This window comes from Pseudomonas sp. M20 (genome assembly GCF_045037865.1).
Taxonomy (GTDB): Bacteria; Pseudomonadota; Gammaproteobacteria; order Pseudomonadales; family Pseudomonadaceae; genus Aquipseudomonas.
Genome location: NZ_CP173611.1, coordinates 2,596,532 through 2,615,096, shown reverse-complemented (window position 1 = coordinate 2,615,096; position 18,565 = coordinate 2,596,532). Strand labels below are relative to the sequence as shown.

14 protein-coding genes and 1 pseudogene are annotated in these 18,565 nt (G+C 61.5%); all 15 read right to left on the bottom strand.

Going from position 1 to position 18,565, the window contains the following annotated elements:
- Positions 1–61: 61 nt before the first annotated feature.
- Positions 62–748: a glycosyltransferase family 2 protein gene (locus ACI514_RS11685; protein ID WP_160057708.1), complete on the bottom strand. Its 687-nt coding sequence runs from the start codon at positions 746–748 to the stop codon at positions 62–64.
- Positions 745–1,344 carry an SAM-dependent methyltransferase gene (locus ACI514_RS11680; protein ID WP_405123858.1) on the bottom strand — a complete coding sequence of 200 codons (600 nt, stop codon included), beginning with the start codon at positions 1,342–1,344 and terminating at the stop codon, positions 745–747. Before ACI514_RS11680 ends, ACI514_RS11685 begins: the two co-directional genes overlap by 4 nt.
- On the bottom strand, positions 1,341–2,099 hold the full coding sequence (locus tag ACI514_RS11675) for a PIG-L deacetylase family protein (protein ID WP_405124217.1): 759 nt from the start codon (positions 2,097–2,099) through the stop codon (positions 1,341–1,343). Before ACI514_RS11675 ends, ACI514_RS11680 begins: the two co-directional genes overlap by 4 nt.
- Positions 2,096–3,094, bottom strand: coding sequence for an acyl-CoA dehydrogenase family protein (locus ACI514_RS11670; RefSeq protein ID WP_160060087.1), 999 nt, complete (start codon positions 3,092–3,094; stop codon positions 2,096–2,098). The genes ACI514_RS11675 and ACI514_RS11670 overlap by 4 nt, the downstream gene beginning before the upstream one ends.
- A 1-nt stretch (position 3,095) precedes the next feature.
- Positions 3,096–5,255: a glycogen debranching protein GlgX gene (gene glgX / locus ACI514_RS11665; protein ID WP_160057710.1), complete on the bottom strand. Its 2,160-nt coding sequence runs from the start codon at positions 5,253–5,255 to the stop codon at positions 3,096–3,098.
- Positions 5,256–5,480: 225 nt separating this feature from the next.
- On the bottom strand, positions 5,481–5,795 hold the full coding sequence (locus ACI514_RS11660; RefSeq protein WP_160057711.1) for a DUF2934 domain-containing protein: 315 nt from the start codon (positions 5,793–5,795) through the stop codon (positions 5,481–5,483).
- A 21-nt stretch (positions 5,796–5,816) separates the two neighbouring features.
- The gene (locus ACI514_RS11655; protein ID WP_405123857.1) at positions 5,817–8,591 is read right to left on the bottom strand and encodes a malto-oligosyltrehalose synthase; all 2,775 of its coding nucleotides are present in this window, start codon (positions 8,589–8,591) and stop codon (positions 5,817–5,819) included.
- The gene (malQ, locus tag ACI514_RS11650) at positions 8,588–10,666 is read right to left on the bottom strand and encodes a 4-alpha-glucanotransferase (protein ID WP_405123856.1); all 2,079 of its coding nucleotides are present in this window, start codon (positions 10,664–10,666) and stop codon (positions 8,588–8,590) included. The genes ACI514_RS11655 and malQ overlap by 4 nt, the downstream gene beginning before the upstream one ends.
- Positions 10,663–12,465: a malto-oligosyltrehalose trehalohydrolase gene (gene treZ, locus ACI514_RS11645; protein WP_160057714.1), complete on the bottom strand. Its 1,803-nt coding sequence runs from the start codon at positions 12,463–12,465 to the stop codon at positions 10,663–10,665. The genes malQ and treZ overlap by 4 nt, the downstream gene beginning before the upstream one ends.
- 18 nt (positions 12,466–12,483) lie before the next feature.
- Entirely contained in the window at positions 12,484–14,070 is a 1,587-nt protein-coding gene (gene glgA / locus ACI514_RS11640; RefSeq protein WP_160057715.1) for a glycogen synthase GlgA, read from the bottom strand.
- Positions 14,071–14,662: 592 nt separating this feature from the next.
- Entirely contained in the window at positions 14,663–15,616 is a 954-nt protein-coding gene (locus ACI514_RS11635) for a D-2-hydroxyacid dehydrogenase family protein (protein WP_405123855.1), read from the bottom strand.
- A gap of 13 nt (positions 15,617–15,629) precedes the next feature.
- Positions 15,630–16,679, bottom strand: coding sequence for an alpha/beta fold hydrolase (locus tag ACI514_RS11630; protein WP_160057717.1), 1,050 nt, complete (start codon positions 16,677–16,679; stop codon positions 15,630–15,632).
- A gap of 87 nt (positions 16,680–16,766) precedes the next feature.
- Positions 16,767–17,201, bottom strand: a complete 435-nt coding sequence (locus ACI514_RS11625) for a YqaA family protein (protein ID WP_160060088.1) — start codon at positions 17,199–17,201, stop codon at positions 16,767–16,769.
- Positions 17,201–17,647, bottom strand: a complete 447-nt coding sequence (locus ACI514_RS11620) for a DUF411 domain-containing protein (protein WP_160057718.1) — start codon at positions 17,645–17,647, stop codon at positions 17,201–17,203. Before ACI514_RS11620 ends, ACI514_RS11625 begins: the two co-directional genes overlap by 1 nt.
- A gap of 232 nt (positions 17,648–17,879) precedes the next feature.
- Positions 17,880–18,407: pseudogene (locus ACI514_RS11615) on the bottom strand (methyl-accepting chemotaxis protein); the annotation flags it as partial.
- Positions 18,408–18,565 lie beyond the last annotated feature (158 nt).

The window sequence follows — 18,565 nt, the reverse complement described above, 5'->3', positions numbered from 1 at the left end:
ACGCTCCGAACCCTGGATTGCCGCGCAGCAGAGTATTGCTCATGAAGCGAACTTCGTCGCGTCACAGATCAATCTGATCCGCTTTTTTTTGCTCTATCTGTGCCAGATTTCGCAGATAGTCACCAAAGCCACCGCGTGCACGGCTGTCGAAGCGAGCGCTGGTGAGCACTTGTGGGCGATGACTCCAGGCGATGTTGGCGCCATCCCGCTCCAGCTCCCGCACCAATTGCACATCTTCGTCGCATGCCAACGGTTTAAAGCCTCCGGCCCAGCGATAAGCATCGGCGCTGATGCCCAGATTGGCGCCGTGAATGTGCCGATGGCCATCGCAGGCCCGGTAATGCCGGTGGTAGCGGATTTGCGCCGCTGCATCGAACGACTCGTGCCAGCGCTCGACGGTGACGGTACCGCAGACGGCGTCCGCACCCAAGCCCAACTGCGCCACCAGCCAGTCGTCGGCCACGCGACTGTCGGCGTCCGAGCAGGATATCCAGCGCGCGCCGCGCTCCAGCAACAGCTGTGCACCGGCCGCCCGTGCCTGGCCGACGTTGCGCGCGTCGATGTGCAGGCTCAGCACCGGATAGCGACTGACAATCTGCGCCGAGCGATCGGTGCAACTGTCGAGCACCACCAGCACTTCGACGCGCTCGCCGGCCAGCAAGCCATGCCGGCTGGCGCGCACGGCCGCACTCAGGCATTCGTCGAGCAACTCTTCCTCGTTGTGCGCCGGGATCAGAATGCCGATCATCGCAAGCCCTCCAGTGCCGCCACCGAGCGCGGTTCGCGGCTCCACACCTCAAGAATGAAGTCCGCTTCCTGATGCAGAACCACTCGCGGCAGACGCAGTTTTTCGTGGATCAGGTCGTGCACCTGCCGCGCATTCAGCGGGCAGCCGTCGATGGGCGGACGCCAGTGACAGGCGAGGAACTGGCCGTCGGCAGTCAGGCAATCACTGGCTCGACGGATCACTTCTGTCAGATCCTGGCCGTCGAGGTAGTAGCCGATCTCGCTAAATACGATCAGGTCGAATTTTTCCTCCGGCCAGTCGCCGGGAAGACGGTTTTGCCGCACTTCGGCGTGATCGAAAAGACTCAAACGGGTGCGCGCCAACGTAACCGCCGCACCGGCGGTGTCGCAGGACAGCAAGCGATCACAACGCGCGGCGAGTTCGGCGCTCAACTCGCCGTTGGCGCAGCCCGGTTCGAAGATTGCCCGGTAGTGCGGACGCGGCAGGGCGGCGAGGGTGATCGCGCGTTTGCGCTGCTCGTACCAGCGCTCGCGGAAGGCCCAGGGGTCGTCGTTGCCGGCAAACAGACCGTCGAAATAGCGATCTTCGACACTCATAGAAACACCACTTCGAAGGGTTGCAGCAGGCGATCGAGCACATAGGGCGCGAGCACCGGGCCGAGTCCGGCGTCAGGATCGCCTTCCAGTTGACTGGCAAAGGCGTACACCGCGTGACGCTTGCGCGCGACTTGCGCCGGCGTCAGGAGAATCTTGCGTGCTCGTTGCCACGGTACGAAGGCGTCCTCCGGGGTTGCCCAGTGCCAGGTCCACACCGGCAATTCATGGCAAGTCGCACCGACGCGACGGGCAGCCTCGGCACTGGCGCGGCCGACGGCCTCGTGGTCGCAATGACCGTCCTCGCTCCAGGTGGTGAAGAGCACGTCGTCGGGACGCAGATGACGCGCGATGAAATCGACCAGTTCAGCTTCCTGAGCGGCGACCTGCGTGTCGCTGAAACCGCCGCGCAGCCATTTCATACGATGCATCGGCAGACCGAGTCGGCGCAGCGCTTCGGCGGACTCTTGCGGCCGTACCACGCTCAAACGTTCAACCGGCCAACGACTGGAACCGGGGTGACTCGCGCTGCCGTCTGTCACCGAGATTAGTTGAAGAGGTCGGCCAGCTTCGGCGAGCAATTGCAGCAGGCCGCCACAGCCAAGCACTTCGTCGTCCGGGTGTGGCGCGATAATCACTGCCCGTGCGCCCGGTGGCACCAGACTGAGGATGTCGATGCTGTCCAGTTCCGCCAGATGCCGCGAAGCCTGCCACTGATGCAGGCTCGTGCCCTGACCGACAATCGGGTTGGTTTTCATAACGTCCATGCCTCGCCGCTTTGTTCGGCAATCAACTGCCCGAGTGCCGCCAGATCACGTTCGGCATGACTCTGGCGCAAGAACACCGGCAGGTCGGCGCTGAGCCGGGCAAAGTGTCGATCCTTGCAAAACGGCCCGGCGCCGAGAGCGCGACCGACTTCACGCGTTACCTGTTCGGCAGACTGCTCGACCACCGCGCGGGCCCGACGAGCGAGCAATTCGGCGTTTTCTTCGGGATGGGCATCGATGTGCAGCGCGCTGAAACGCAGCACATCGGCGGCCGCCTGCAAGGCACTGTCGACCGCGCCGAGATGGGCGAGGGCGTGCGGTTCCGGGCGCTGACCACACTGCGCGCGCAACGCTTCTCCGATTTGCCGCGCGGCGCCGTACCAGCACGCGGCAATGCCGATCCCGCCTTGCCAGAAACCCGGGCGTTGCAGATAGTCGCCGGGATTGCCGATGGCCTGCGCTTCGGCGCCGTCGAACAGCACCTCCACGCTGCCAGTGGCGGCCATGCCCACCGCTTGCCAGCCTTGCTCCGTTACAGTCACGCCCGGTTGGTCGAGGGCAACGGCGACCAGTTGTTGCTGATCATCGGCATCCCACGCGGTGAGCAAGGCATGGCTGAGCACTGCGGCCCCGGAGCACCACGCCTTGCGCCCGTGCAGCGCGACCATGTGCCCGGCCGGGCTGATCTTGACCCGCGCTTGCGGCGGTTCCGCTGCCCACATGCCCCAAGTGCTGCCCGGTGTCGGCGAGCCGCCCAGTTGTTCGATGATCGCCAACGCGTCGGTGTGGCCTTCAAACAGTTTGCACAAACCGAGATCATGTCCGCCGACTTCCGCCAATTGCTGGAAACGTTCCAGCGTGCGGCCACCGCCCGGCAATGGCAAACGATCCAGCCCGGCTTCAACCAGCGCTCGCAGGCAATTGCCGAGCGCTACGGTGTGCGGATAATCCGCCGGACGCCGGGCGAGATAACGGTGCAGATCCATATCAATCTTCTTCATCACGTTGCAGTTCGAACATCAGCAATGAGCGGCCAGTGACCGAGTATTGGTGGCCGAAATCGAAGCGTTCCTGGCCACGGATCGACGGTTGATTGGTGTCGATCATGCAAGTCCAGAAACTGCCTTCCGGTACTTCCGGCAAGGTGAAATTGACGATGTCGTGATGGGCGTTGACCACCAGCAGCAATGTCGCATCCGCACCTTTGCGGCGAATCCCGGTTTCCTGCGCGCGACCGTCGAGCAACATGCCCAGGCAGCGATTGTGCGCATCGTGCCAATGCTCGGTGGTCATCTCGGTAGCGTCAGGTGCCAGCCAGGTGACGTCCTTGACGCCGATGTCCTCGTTGTACTCGCCGACCAGAAAACGTCCACGGCGCAGAATCGGATAGGTCAGGCGCAATTTGATCAGGCGTTTGACGAATTTCAGCAGTGCCTTGCCGTCCTCGCTCAGGTCCCAGTTGACCCAACCGATCTCACTGTCCTGGCAATAGGCGTTGTTGTTGCCGTCCTGGGTGCGGGCGAATTCGTCCCCGGCGACGATCATCGGCGTGCCTTGGGCAAGCAGCAGGGTGGCGAAGAAATTGCGCATCTGCCGATGGCGCAGGGCGTTGATCTCCGGGTCGTCGGTCGGACCTTCGACACCGTGGTTCCACGACAGGTTGTTGTTGCTGCCGTCCTGATTGTTCTCGTCGTTGGCTTCGTTGTGTTTGTCGTTGTACGAGACCAGGTCGTTGAGGGTGAAACCGTCGTGCGCGGTGATGAAGTTCACCGAGGAATACGGACGCCGCCCACGCTGGTTGAACATCTCACCGGAAGCGGTCATGCGGCTGGCGAAATCGGCGACCTGGCCGTCGTCTCCTTTCCAGAAGGCGCGCACGGTGTCGCGGAACTTGTCGTTCCACTCGACCCAGCCCGGCGGGAAGTTGCCGACCTGATAGCCGCCAGGGCCGCAGTCCCACGGTTCGGCGATCATCTTCACCTGACGCAGCACCGGGTCCTGACGGCAAGCAACGAGGAAGCTGTGACGCTCATCGAAACCATCGTGGTAACGGCCGAGAATGGTCGCCAGGTCGAAACGGAAACCGTCGACATGCATTTCGCTAGCCCAGTAACGCAGCGAGTCGGTGACCATTTGCAACACGCACGGGTGGCTCAGGTCGAGGGTGTTGCCGGTGCCGGAGTCGTTGATGTAGTAGCGCTTGTCGTCGGGCATCAAGCGGTAGTACGAAGCGTTGTCGATGCCACGCATCGACAGGGTCGGACCTTGCTCGTTGCCCTCGGCGGTGTGGTTGTAGACCACGTCGAGAATCACTTCGAGGTTGGCTTCGTGCAGGTGCGCGACCATCTCCTTGAACTCGGCAATCTTGCCGCTGGCCAGATAGCGCGGGTCCGGGGCGAAAAACGCAATGCTGTTGTAGCCCCAGTAATTGGTCATGCCTTTTTGCAGCAAGTGCTGGTCGTTGACGAAGGCATGGATCGGCAACAACTCGACGGTGGACACGCCGAGCTTGCGGATGTGTTCGAGGACATCGTCGACCATCAGCCCGGCAAAAGTGCCGCGCACGTTCTCCGGCACCGACGGGTGACGCATGCTGATGCCGCGCACGTGGGTTTCGTAAATGATGGTTTTGTCCCACGGCACGCTGACGCGGTGGTCATTGCCCCACGTGTGCGCCGGGTCGATGACTTTGCACTTGGGCACGAACGGCGCGCTGTCGCGTTCGTCGAAACTGAGGTCGGCGTCGGGGTGGCCGATGGTGTAGCCGAACAGTGCTTCTGACCATTTCAATTGGCCGACCAATTGCTTGGCGTACGGGTCGATGAGCAATTTGTTGTGGTTGAAGCGGTGACCGTTGGCCGGGTCGTACGGGCCGTAGACACGGTAACCGTAGATAAGCCCCGGGTGCGCATCAGGCAGGTAGCCGTGGTAGATCTCGTCGGTGTATTCCGGCAGTTCGATGCGTTCGAGTTCGACCTCGCCGGCATCGTCGAAGATGCACAGTTCGACTTTGGTGGCGTTGGCGGAAAACAGAGCAAAGTTCACCCCCAGACCATCCCAGGTCGCACCGAGCGGGAAGGGCAGACCTTCACGGATTCTCGACGGCTCGGCGTGCGCGGTGGGTTCGGCTTTCTTTGGACGGGTCATGATTGCTCCTGCAAAACGGGTAAATTCTGGGCTTACACATCCCCCTGTAGGAGTGAGCCTGCTCGCGATAGCGGTCTATCAGGCGACATCAATGTTGAATGTCAGATAGCTATCGCGAGCAGGCTCACTCCTACAGGGGGGTTTGTGTGTTTCTTGAGGACGAACGCGTCCTCGGTGGCGAGCGAACCCGCCACACGGTCATTCAATTCATATTTCCGGTGAGCGTCAGATCGCCGAAGGCTTTCGCGGCGCTTTAGGCTTTTTCTCGGCGGCTTTTTCGCCCGGGGGAATCACTTTGGCGGCGCTGGCCGGTTTGGCTTTGGCCGCAGGTTTCGGTTTGGCGGCCGGGGCCTTGGCCTCAGTGGCCTTGCCCGCGGTTTTGCTGCCAGCGGCTTTTGGCGGTTTCTTCGGTGCCAGCGCCTCAGCTTCAGCGAGCTTGCGTGCCATCTCCCAATGGCGCGCCTCCTGACCGTCAGGCTGGCCTTCCGATTCCCAGATTTGATAGGCGAATTCGCGGATGCGTTTATCGTCGGTACTCATCGCAATGCTCCTGAACTGAACTCATGCTTGTGTTAAGTGTTGGATAAAGAGATTGACCGGGACATCCCCCAGCGCGTCGCTGATATTCAGCTCCCTGTTTTTTGTGACTGCGCTGCTTGAAAAAAGTCCCTTCAGGTTTGTCGCAGAGGCGGCGAACGGTAAAACCACCCGCGTATCGCCCCAGCGCAGCGCATCGACCTGAGGTACAGCACCGTTTTCCAGCAGGGTTGCGCAACGGATCGGCACGATCACGATGGCCTGCTTGCCCTCGTGCTCGCGGGCAAACGCGAGCACGTTGTGCGCCTGACTGCCGAGCACTTCCAGGGCCTGGTAAGTGCCCCGGCGGAACAGCTCGGCATGCTCGACACGCAGGTTCAGCACCTCGGCGATCAAGGCTTGCTTGATGCGTCCGTCACGCCAGTTCGCCAGCAACTCCACAGGTGGCAATGGCGCCTGCAAGGCGTGCTCGCGAGCGGCGTAATCCACCGGCCGGCGATTGTCCGGATCGACCAGGCTGAAGTCCCAGAACTCATTGCCCTGATACAGATCCGGCACCCCCGGCACGGTCATGCGCAGCAAGGTTTGCGCCAAACCATTGAGGGCGCCGGCAGCGGCGATGCTGTTGACGGTCTTGCTCAGCGCGGCGCGCAGCAGTTCGCCTTCCTCACCGGTGAGGAGTTTTTCGGTGAACGCCTGTGCGGCGTTTTCATAGCTTTCGTTAGGCGCGCTCCAACTGCTTTGCAGCTTGGCTTCGCGCAGGGCTTTCTGCTGCCATTGCCATATGCGTTTGGCGTAGTCGGCGAACCCGGCCTGATCGTCATCGCGCAGTTGCAGCGGCCAACTGCCGAGCAACGCTTGATAGAGGATCAGCTCATCGCCGCTCGACGGCATCTGCTCGTCAACCCGAACGGGACGGGCGAGGGCGCGCCACAATTCGATCTGCTCGGCGTACCAGTGACTGCGCTCGCTGAGCACAGCCAGCCGTGCGCGAGTGTCTTCGCCACGTTTGTGATCGTGGGTGGCAGTGGCCAGCAAGTTGTCGGGGAACGCGTCCAGCCGTTGCTGATTGACTGCATGAAAATCGCTGACCGGGGCGCTGAACTGCTCGGTGTTGTAGCCAACGTCATTACGCGACAACAGTACCGCCGAGCGATACAGCGCGGTGTCTTCCACGGCTTTGGCGGCTGCCGGTGAGGTCAGTTGCTGAAAGCGTACGCAGGCGTGTTTGAGGATTTTGCGCGAGCGGCCGCGCGGTTTGCGCCGCCACGGTGTGCCACCGAGCCACGCAGCGACACAGTCGAGTACCGGCCAATCGGCTTCGCTCAGCGTTTGCCGCGCACCGTCCATGGCCTGCTGGAAAAACACCTCGTCCTGCGCCGAGCGGCCCATGGCGCTGATGTAAGTGCGATACACCGGGAAATGCACGATCAACGCCTGCAACACCCGGCGGATCGCGCCGAGGGTCAGGTCGCGGGTCATCAGGTCATCGCGAGCGACTTGCAGCAGCGCTTGGGCGACGCTTTCGCAGTCGCTCGCCAGCGAGCCGTTGAGGATCTGCTGACGCGCCAGTTGCGCCTCTTCGATAAACGCGGCCGGGCGTTCGGTGCGCCGTTGCCACAGATCACCGAGGACGTATTCGCCGTCCGGATCGTGTTGCAGCAACGAAAGCTGATTCATGAATTCGTAACCGGTGGTGCCGTCCACCGCCCAGTCGCGGTGCAGGGTTTCGCCGGCGCCGAGGATCTTCTCGACGTAGATCGGCAAATGCCTGCCCGGTGCCAGCAGGTCAACGCGGCGGCGCAGTTTGCGGCAGTAGCCGCGCGGGTCGGCGAGGCCGTCGATGTGGTCGATGCGCAAACCGTCGACCAAGCCTTCGGCGATCAACTGGAAGATTTTGCCGTGGGTGGCTTCGAACACCGCCGGACGTTCGACACGCAGGCCGCCGAGTTCGTTGATGTCGAAAAAACGCCGCCAGTTGATATCGTCCGCTGCGGTGCGCCAGCTCGCGAGGCGATAGCTCTGGCGCTCGAGCAACTGATGCAGCGCCTGGAAGCCTGCTTCGGTCGTTGAGTCGAAATGCTGCAGGTTGCTGTGAATCGCTTCAAGCGTCTGCGGATCGCTCGCCAGTTCGCGCAACTCTTCCTTCAGTGGCATCGCCAGCGAATGTGCATCGGTTTGATAACTGAGCGTGCTGAACCGGTCAGCGAGGGATTTCAGCGTCTCTTGGTGTTTGAGGATCTCACCGTAGTCACTCGGGCAGATCGGGAAATGATGATCGTAGTGCTCGACGTAAAAGCTGCCGGTGCTTGCCTTGAACAGCAACTTCAGCGTGCCTTCCTGCAACGCCACGCCGTAATCGCTGCCGAGAAATGGCAGCAGTAACTGACCCTCCATCAACGGGTCCGGCGAGTGCCACTGAATATCGAAGAACTCGCCGTAAGGGCTCAGTCGCCCCCATTCCAGCAGGTCGAGCCACCACGGGTTGTCGCTGCCACCGACCGCCATGTGGTTGGAAACAATGTCGAGGATCAGCCCCATGTTGTGTTCACGCAGGGTGCTGACCAAGCGCCTTAACGCCGGTTCGCCACCGAGCTCCGGGTTGACCTGGGTCGGGTCGACCACATCGTAACCGTGCATGGAACCGGCCCGTGCCGCGAGCAGCGGCGAGGCATAAATATGGCTGATGCCGAGCCAGGCGAAGTACGGCACCAATGGTACGGCTTGTTCGAGGGTAAAACCTTTATGAAATTGCAGGCGCAATGTCGCGCGCAGGGGCTGGATGAGCGCTTGATTCATTGGTCACGCTCGGCAGCCTGAAGACGCGCGCACGCGAGTAGTTCCAGGCGTCGCGCCGCATCCGCGCCGTCGAGCAGCGCCTCACTGGTGCCGGGCAAGCGCCGTGACCAGTTCGGATGGCTGTCGATAGTGCCCGGCAGATTCGCTTGTTCGTTGATGCCTAAAGCATCTTCCAGCGGCAGCAGCACCAGCGGCGCGCGGGTGTGACCGAGGAAGCGCACCGCGGCATCGACCACTTGATCGGCCTCGTGGGATTCCTCGCGAAAATTCTGCGGGTCCTGACTCAAGGCACTGCGCAGGCCTTCACGTTCACGCTGACGATGCTGGCGCCATTCGATTTCACCGTTGGCATCGACAAATCCCAACCGCGCGTTCCAGTCGATGTCGCGGCCATGCCACCAACCGTTGAGCGTCGGCAGATCGTGGGTGCTGGTGGTCGCCAGTGCGTTGTCCGGCCAGTCGAGAATCGGTTTGAAATGGGTGTTGTCCTGCTCGAACAGCAACACGCGCATGCCGAGCATGGAGCGGGCGATGAGTTTCTCGCGCAGGCCGTCGGGCACGGTGCCGAGGTCTTCGCCAAGGACGATCGCCTGATGACGATGGGATTCGAGGGACAACAAGCGCAGCAAGTCATCGACCGGGTAATACAGGTACGCACCATCGGCCGGCGCGGCGCCATTGGGGATCACCCACAAACGTTGCAGGCCCATGACATGGTCGATGCGCAAACCACCGGCGTGGGCGAAGTTGGCGCGCAGCATGTCGATGAAGGCGCGAAAACCGTTGCGGATCAGGCCTTCCGGAGAGAACGCGGAAATCCCCCAGCCCTGACCCGAGCGATTGAGAATGTCCGGCGGCGCACCGACGGTGAGCGAGGCGAGCAGTTCATCTTGAAAACTCCAGGCCTGACTGCCAGCACCGTCGGCGCCCACTGCCAGGTCGGCGATCAGACCAATGCCCATGCCGGCGCTGCGTGCGGCGGTTTGCGCACGTTCCAGGCAACGGTGGATCAGCCATTGGCAAAACGCGAAATAGCCGATGCGCTCGGCGTACTCCTCGGCAAAGGCCTCCAGCGCCGCGCCGCGTGGGTCGTGCCAGTGTTCCGGCCATTGCCGCCAGTCGAGGTTTTCACCTCGGGCGGCGCGCATTTCCTGAATCGCTTCGAAACGGCAGTGATTTTCCAGTGCTTCGCCACCGGCGTGGCGGAAACTGGCGAAATCCGGGTGCAACGGATGGTCACCAGCAATGAAACCTTCGTACAACGCTTGCAGGAGCTTTTGCTTGGCGTCGGCGGCGTTCGGCCAGTCGATCAGTGTCAGGTCTTCCAGTTGCGCGAACTGCTCGGCCAGGCCGGCCGCGTCGATCGCATCACGCAAGGCGCGCTCACCGAGAATGGCCCCGGGTGCGGCGTAAAGAGAGTTGAGGAACAACCGACTGGATGGCGAATAAGGGCTGTAGCGCCCGGTATCGGCGCTGAACATGGCGTGCAGCGGGCTGATCGCCAAGGCATCGGCGCCGCGCTCACCAGCCACGCGGACCAGGTCTTCCAGTGCTTGAGTGTCGCCGAAGCCGCCGTCGCCGGCGCGGCGCAAGGCATACAGTTGCGCACTCAGCCCCCAGACGCGGGGAATCGGATTATCCACCGCATCGCCGACGCTGAAGCAGCGCTCCGGCGCCACGGCCAGGGTGAAATACTGGTCGCTGATGTGCACCTGTTGATAGCCGACCGGGATCAGCCCCGGCAGTATCGCCTCGGAATCGAGTTTCAGGTTCAGCCGCGAGCCGTCTTCAAGGTGGATTTCACACGGCGTTTGCGGAGCGAAATAACGCGCCAGATCAACGCCGACACCGACATCGGCGGTCAACAGCGGCGGCAAGTGGCGGTCTTGTTGCACGGCTTGCAGTTCCAGCAGGCTGGCGTCGATTTCCTGCGCCGTGCTGGCGGGGTGGCCGAGTCCGATCAGGACATTGCGCAGCACCGCTGGGGCGACTTTCTGCGGACGGCCGTTGGCGTCGATCCAGTCGACGGCGAGGCCGGCTCGGCTGGCAAGAATTTCCAGTTGCGCATCGCTCATAGGCGCTCTCCATTCAGAGGTTGCAAAGGGGTTGCGGCCGTGAGGCTGACAAGCGCGCAATACGCGGGCAGTTCGCCCGATTCCGACAGATCGGCGCTGGATGGCTGCTGAAACAACCACACGGCCTCGGTCTGTGGAGGGTTGACCACTGGCGTGTCACTGAGGTTCAGGTCAATTCGCAGCTCGCTGCCATTGCCAAGCCGCCAGCGTGCACTGACCGCGCCGTAACCGAGCATGTGCGCGCCGAGCGCTTGCGTGCCGGACAGATGGGGAATGATGTATTGATGGCGAAATTGCAGGAGCTTTTGATACAGCGCGAGGGTTTCCTGCTGTTTTGCGCTGCCATGGCCGATCAACCTTGGCTGTGAGGCGTGGAAGGTTTTTTCAGCATTCGGGTCAGGAATCTGCTCGCGCTTGTGCGGATCAGTGAAGGCACTGAACGCGGCGAATTCATTGCGTCGACCCTCGCGCACCAGTTTCGCCAGTTCACCGTGGTGGCTGGTGAAAAACAGGAACGGCTGCTCGGCGGCGAACTCGTCGCCCATGAACATCAGCGGAATCATCGGTGACAGCAGCAACAACACGGTCGCTGCCTGCACGGCACGCGGATCGGCCAGGTGATGCAGGCGTTCGCCGAACGCGCGGTTGCCGATCTGATCGTGGTTTTGCAGGAACAGCACGAACGCGGTGGAGGGCAGATGTTCGCTAGGCTCGCCGCGCGGTTCGCCGTGACGGGTGATGTGCCCCTGGAAAACAAAACCCTGACTGAGGCAGCGCACCAGTTGTTCGGTGGGTTGCGCGGCGTAGTCGGCGTAATAGGCGTCGGTTTCGCCAGTGAGCAGGACGTGCAAGGCGTTGTGGCCGTCGTCGTTCCACTGCGCGTCGTAGTCGTATTCGAGCAGGCTCGACTGGTTCAGTTCGTTTTCCACGGTCAGCCAGACATGCCGGCTCGGGTCAATCTGCGCGCGGACACGCTGGGCCATTTCCGTGAGGAAGTCCGGGTCTTCGATGGCATGCACCGCATCCAGGCGCAGACCGTCGAAGCGATATTCGAGCAACCACATCAGGGCGTTTTCGATAAAGAATTCGCGAACTTCGCTGCGGCGAAAATCGATCGCCGCGCCCCATGGCGTGTGTTTGTCCTCGCGGAAAAAGCCTTTGGCGTAACGATGCAGGTAATTGCCGTCGGGACCGAAGTGGTTGTAGACCACATCAAGAATGACCGCCAAACCGTGGCCGTGGGCACTGTCGATCAGGTGTTTGAGTTGTTCCGGGGTGCCGTAGGAAGCTTGCGGTGCGTAGGGCAAAACACCGTCGTAACCCCAATTGCGATCGCCTGGAAACTGCGCCAGCGGCATCAGTTCGATGGCGGTGATGCCCAGGCCCGCGAGGCGCGCCAGATGTTGTTCGACTTCAGCGAAACCGCCGAGCGCACCGACGTGCAACTCGTAGATCACCGCTTCGCTCCACGGCCGACCTTGCCAGGCAGTGTGGCGCCATTGATAAGCCAGCGGATCGACCACCACGCTGTGGCGGTCGAGGTCGCCATCCTGTGCTCTGGAGGCCGGGTCGGGCACTTCCAGTTCGCCGTCGATGTTGTAGCGGTAACGCGTGCCCGCCGGGCAGCGAGTCTTGATCACAAACCAGCCGTCTGCCTGAGACAGCATCGGCAGCGACTGGCCATTTTCAAGCTCGACACTGACGTAAAACGCATCGGGTGCCCACAGCGCGAACTGTGTGTGTTCGGCGTCCAGCATGATCGCGCCGTGGGGCCAGGTTTCAGTAGACCGTAACGGCATCGTGGTGAACCTCCCTGGTTATTTGTGGTGAGCTTTACCCAGCGCCTTGGCGACCAGTTGTTCGTAGAGTTCGGCGTACGGTTCAACCGCTTTGCACCAGTTGAACGGCGCAGCCATCGCCCGGCAACGCATGGCGTTGAGCAGTTCGGGGAAGGCGAACACCTTGAACGCGCGGCTCAGGGCTTCCTGGTAGCTCTCGGCAGTGGATTCGTCGAAGAGGAAACCGGTGACGCCGTTTTCAATGGTGTCGGCCAGCCCGCCGGTATTGCGTGCGACCGGCAGCGAGCCGAAACGCTGGGCATACATCTGGCTCAAACCACAAGGCTCGTAACGCGATGGCATCAACAGGAAGTCGCTCCCGGCGAACATCCTGCGGGCGTCGGTTTCATTGAAGCCGATGCGCACACCGATCTGCCCGGGGAAGCGTAGCGCCAGTTCGCGCATGGCTTGTTCTTCTTCCGGCTCACCGCGACCGATGATGGCGATCTGTCCGCCGTTTTTAACGATGTACTCGGATACCGCGATCGTCAGGTCCAGACCTTTCTGATAGACCAGTCGCGAAACCACGGCGAACAGCGGGCCTTCTGAGTCATTCAATTCAAACAGCTCACGCACATGCGCGGCGTTGACCGCTTTGCCTTCCCAGTCACCGATGGCAAACGGTGCGAACAGGTGCGGATCGGTGGCGGCGTCCCAGCTCTCATCGATGCCGTTGGGGATGCCGCTGAGCAAGCCTTGCTGGGTCTTGGCGGCGAGAAAGCCGTCGAGGCCGCAGCCGAAATCCGGGGTGGTGATTTCCTGCGCGTAGGTGGCGCTGACCGTGGTGATATGGCTCGAATAGGCCATGCCGGCCTTGAGGAACGACATCTTGCCGTAGAACTCCATGCCTTCCTGTTGCAGAGCATGGTTGGGAATCCCCAGTTCAGGGCAGGAACCGAGGCTGGTCACGCCTTGATAGGCGAGGTTGTGAATGGTGAACAGGGTCGGCGTGCGCTGCCCGCGCCAGTGCATATAGGCGGGGGCGAGACCGGCCGGCCAGTCGTGGGCGTGCACCAGATCCGGGCACCAGTGAATTTGCGCGAGATTGGCGGCGATGTCCGCAGCGGCCAGGCCCAGACGGGCGAAACGAATGTGGTTGTCCGGCCAGTCGCGACCGTTGTTGGCGCCGTAGGGCGAGCCTTCGCGCTCGTAAAGTTCCGGGCAGATCAGCACGTAGATGACCAGACCGTCGGGCATGTCCATACGGCCGATCTTGCACGGTGGCAGAGCGGCATGGCCACCGAGTTCGCCGATGATGTGGATCGGGTTCTCGCTGTGCATCACTTGCGGGTAGCCGGGGATCAACACGCGCACATCGTGCAGATGGGCCATGGCCCGCGGCAGGGCGGCGGAAACGTCACCCAAGCCACCGGTCTTGACCAGATCGGCGATTTCCGAGGTGACGAACAATACTTTTTTCTTGTTGGGGTTCTGGCTCGCTACTGGAGTCAGCGTTTTGGTGCCGGGGACGTTGATCTGTCGGCTGCCGGGAACACTGACGGTGCTCGATTCTCCAACCGCCTGCTGAGCACGCTCTCCCTGAATATCCAATGCCGCACTGATCATATGAATCTCCCGTATCGTTGATCTGATTCTTGTCTTGAACAAGCGATGTCCATGGCCAAGTCCTGTGGCCGGGCGCAAACGCGCCACGCATCGGTGAGCAAACGCTACCCAACACGCGCAAGCAGAATGGGTGATCGGGCCGTTGCAAGGATTGCACCAGTCGCTTTGGCCCTGCCTTTCAGATGACCCGCCGCTTTGCGCAAAAGTTTCGAGTTTTTTTGCGCAATGTGACCGACAGGTCGTACCCCGAAAAAATCAGTCTAGGCCAGATCCTAGAGCGGGCCAGAGCAAATGGGTGAATTGTTCGACAATCGGTTGGCAGTCTGAGCAAACCGTACTTTGGCGGGGCAAACGCACCGACGAAGTGCAGGTTTTTCTGCGAGGGAGGGCCAAAACGGTGACTGAGCGGTCACGATTTTGTGCTAGCGGGCAGCGCGGTTGCACTGTTGTGGTGCGGACAGTTTGTTGATGGGGTGACTGTTATGTCGCTATCGCGAGCAGGCTCACTCCTACATTTGAAATGCGTTCCCCTGTAGGAGTGAGCCTGCTCGCGATGACGATGGTGAATTCACCCGATCATTACCGCATCGGCTTAATTCAGCAGGCGAACCGGCTCCCCAGCCGCCCAAGCCTGAATATCTTCGATCATCTGCGAAAAGAACTGCTCATAATTCTGCCGGCTGACATACCCGACATGCGGCGTCGCCAAGACATTGTCCAGTGTGCGAAACGGGTGCATGGCCGGCAACGGCTCCTGTTCGAACACATCCAGCGCTGCCCCGGCGATGTGCTGTTTCTGCAAGGCCTTTATCAGCGCCGCTTCATCGACAATCGGCCCGCGTGCGGTGTTGACCAGCAGTGCCGTCGGTTTCATCCACCCCAGGGCCTGCGCATCGACCAGCCCGTGACTGCGCTCGCTGAGCACCAGATGCACCGACAACACATCGGCCTGCTCGAACAGTTGCTGCTTGTCCACGTACGTAACGCCAACCTGTTCAGCCCGTTCGGCGGTGAGGTTTTCGCTCCAGGCGATGACCTTCATGCCGAACACCTGACCGAACTGTGCAACCCGCTGGCCGATGCTGCCCAGACCAAGAATCCCGAGGGTCTTGCCATGCAGGTCACCGCCCAGCCCTTGCTGCCACTTACCGGCGCGCAGGGCATTGGCCTCATTCACCAGATTGCGCGTGGCCGCCATGATCAGCGCCCAGGTCAATTCCGGCGCGGCATGCTTGTAACTGTCGGTGCCGCAGACCTTGATGCCCAGTTTTGCTGCGGCTTGCATATCCAGCGCCGCGTTGCGCATGCCGCCGGTGACCAGCAACTTCAGATTGGGCAAGCGCTTGAGCAGGTCTTCGTCGAACCGCGTGCGTTCGCGCATCACGCAAATCACCTGATAGCGGCCCAGGCGCTCGGCCAGTGTCGCGTTGTCGGCCGGGTAATCATGCTCGAACGTCACTTCACCGAGGCTATCGAGCACTGACCAGTCGACCACGTCGCGGGCCACGTCCTGCCAGTCATCGATCACTGCAATCTGCACCGCCATCAGCCTTACCTCATCAACGAACGGGATTGGATGTATTCAGCCAGTCGAGCAGGGCCTTGTGGAACTGCGCCGGTTCTTCCATTTGCGGCGCGTGGCCCATGCCGGGAAATTCCACCAGCGTCGACTGCGGGATCAGCTTGGCCACTTGTTTGCCGAGCACGTCGTAATGGCCGATTTTCGCTTTCACCTCAGGCGGTGCGAGGTCTTTGCCGATGGCTGTGGTGTCGGAGGTGCCGATCAGCAGCAGGGTCGGCATCTTCAGGTCCTTGAACTCGTAGTACACCGGCTGGGTGAAAATCATGTCGTAGATCAGCGCCGAGTTCCAGGCGACCTGGGGCTTGCCCGGGCCTTTGCTCAGCCCGGCGAGCATGTCCACCCAGCGGTCGAATTCCGGTTTCCAGCGGCCGTCGTAGTAAGTGGTGCGTTCGTAATCGCGAATGCCTTGAGCGCTGACTTTCAGCTCACGTTGATACCACTGATCTACCGTGCGATAGGGCACGCCGAGGGCTTTCCAGTCTTCCAGACCGATCGGGTTGACCAGTGCCAATTGCTCGACCTGCTCGGGGAACAGCAAGGCATAGCGGGTGGCGAGCATGCCGCCGGTGGAGTGACCGAGCAACGTGGATTTCTGAATGCCCAGCGCTTTGAGCAACTGTTGAGTGTTGGTCGCCAGTTGCTGAAAGCTGTACTGATAGTTGTCAGGTTTGCTGGAGGTGCAGAAGCCGATCTGATCCGGCGCGATCACCCGGTAACCGGACTCGCTCAAGGCCTTGATCGAACTGTCCCAGGTCGCTGCGCAAAAATTCTTGCCGTGCATCAGCACCACGGTGCGGCCATTGGCCTTGCCGTGGGCGGCGACGTCCATGTAACCCATCTGCAAGGATTTGCCCTGAGACTGAAAGGCAAAGTGTTTAAGTGTGTAGGGGTATTCAAAGCCTTGCAGCTCCGGGCCATAGGCCGGGCCTTCCGGCGCGGCTGCGCTTGACGTCGCAGCTTGCACCGACAGGGGCAGGGCGGCGCAGAGGAGCAGGGAGGGGAGCCAACGGGAAAACGTGACAGACATAAGGTCAAACTCCGTTTGAAATCGGCCGATGCTGGAATGGCGGGATTATGCCGACGTTAAACACAGGCAATGCCCGCACCCGAACGTTCAACCCAGCCAGCCCAGCGTCAGCATGGCCAGCACGCCGTAACGGGCGCCTTTGGCCAGGGTGACAATCAACAGAAAGCGCCCGAGCGGCTCGCGCATGACACCGGCAATCAGTGTCAGTGGGTCGCCAATGATCGGCAACCAACTCAGAAGCAACGACCAGTGGCCGTAGCGCTCATAGTGTTTGCGCGCCCGGGCCATGTGCGCGGGGCTGACCGGAAACCAGCGTCGATCCTGAAAGCGCTCGATGCCACGGCCCAGCCACCAGTTGACCAGCGAGCCGAGTACGTTGCCTAGCGTTGCCACCGCGAGCAGACCCCACAGCCAGTAACGCTCGCTGACGATCAAGCCGACCAGCAATGCTTCGGACTGCAACGGCAATAAGGTGGCCGCACCGAACGCGGCAAAGAACAGCCCGAAGTAAGCGGCGCCGATCAATGGGCCGGGTAGTCCGCCACGACGACGTCAGCGCCATCCTTCTTCAGGCCGATGACCTGATAAGCATCGCTCGTGCCGTCCATTTCCATGCCCGGCGAGCCCATCGGCATACCCGGTGCGGCGACGCCGAGCAGATCGTCACGCTTGCTCAGAGCCAAGACCTGCTCCGCCGGCACGTGGCCTTCGACGAATTTGCCGTTGATGATTGCGGTGTGGCACGAGGCCAGGCGCGGCGGTACGCCATGTTGTTGCTTGAAGCTGCTCATGTCGCTTTCGACGTGGTCTTCGACTTTGAAACCGTTGGCTTCGAGGTGGCTGATCCATTTTTTACAGCAACCGCAATTGGCGTCGCGGTGCACTTCGATCGGGATCAGATCGGCGGCCTGGGCCAGGGAGGAGATGAAGAGGGCGCTCAGGGCGACCAGACGCAGGTGGGTTCGCATAGCGGATTCTCGGCTCGGTTGACGATCAGAAAAGAACGCATTTTGACCGGTTTTTCCTGCTTGGCATCAACGCAATGTTTCCAGTTGTTGCAAAACGCAGCACCAACCTGTGGGAGCGAGCCTGCTCGCGAAGGCAGTGTGTCAGGCAATGGATGCAGTGACTGACAGGACGCTTTCGCGAGCAGGCTCGCTCCCACAGGGGTTATCTGGTTGGCAGTAACCCCGGCATGAATCAGCGGACTTTGAAACGCCCCATGATTGCGCTCACCCGGCTGTTGGCTTCGAGCAACTGATGGGTATTCAGTTCGCTGGCTTTGCCGCTCTGCACCAGTTCATCAACCATGTGGCGGATCTGCACCATGCTGCGGTTGATCTCTTCGGTCACCGCGCTTTGTTGTTCGGCGGCGGTGGCGATCTGGGTGCTGAGGCTGTTGATGTGGCTGACCGAACCGGCCATTTCATCCAGACCGGAGTTGACCCGCGCGGTGGCGTCGGCGGCAGACTGACAACTGGCCTGGGTGTTTTCCATGGCGCTGACTGACGAGCTCACGCCTTGGGTCAGGCGGGTCAACATCTCGTTGATTTCCGAAGTGCTGGCCTGGGTGCGGGCGGCGAGGGCGCGGACTTCATCGGCGACCACGGCAAAACCACGGCCTTGTTCACCGGCGCGTGCTGCTTCGATCGCGGCGTTGAGCGCCAGCAGATTGGTCTGCCCGGCGATCGCACCGATCACCCCGAGGATCTCGGTGATGCGCTGGGCGTCCTGCTGCATGTTTTCAACTTTGTGTGTGGCGCTGGCCACTTCATCGATCAGCGCCACGACGCTGTTGGTCGCTTCGCCCACCACCACCCGGGAACGGTCGGCGTTTTCATTGGCACGCTGGGTGAACGCGGCGGTTTCGGCGGCATTCTGCGCGA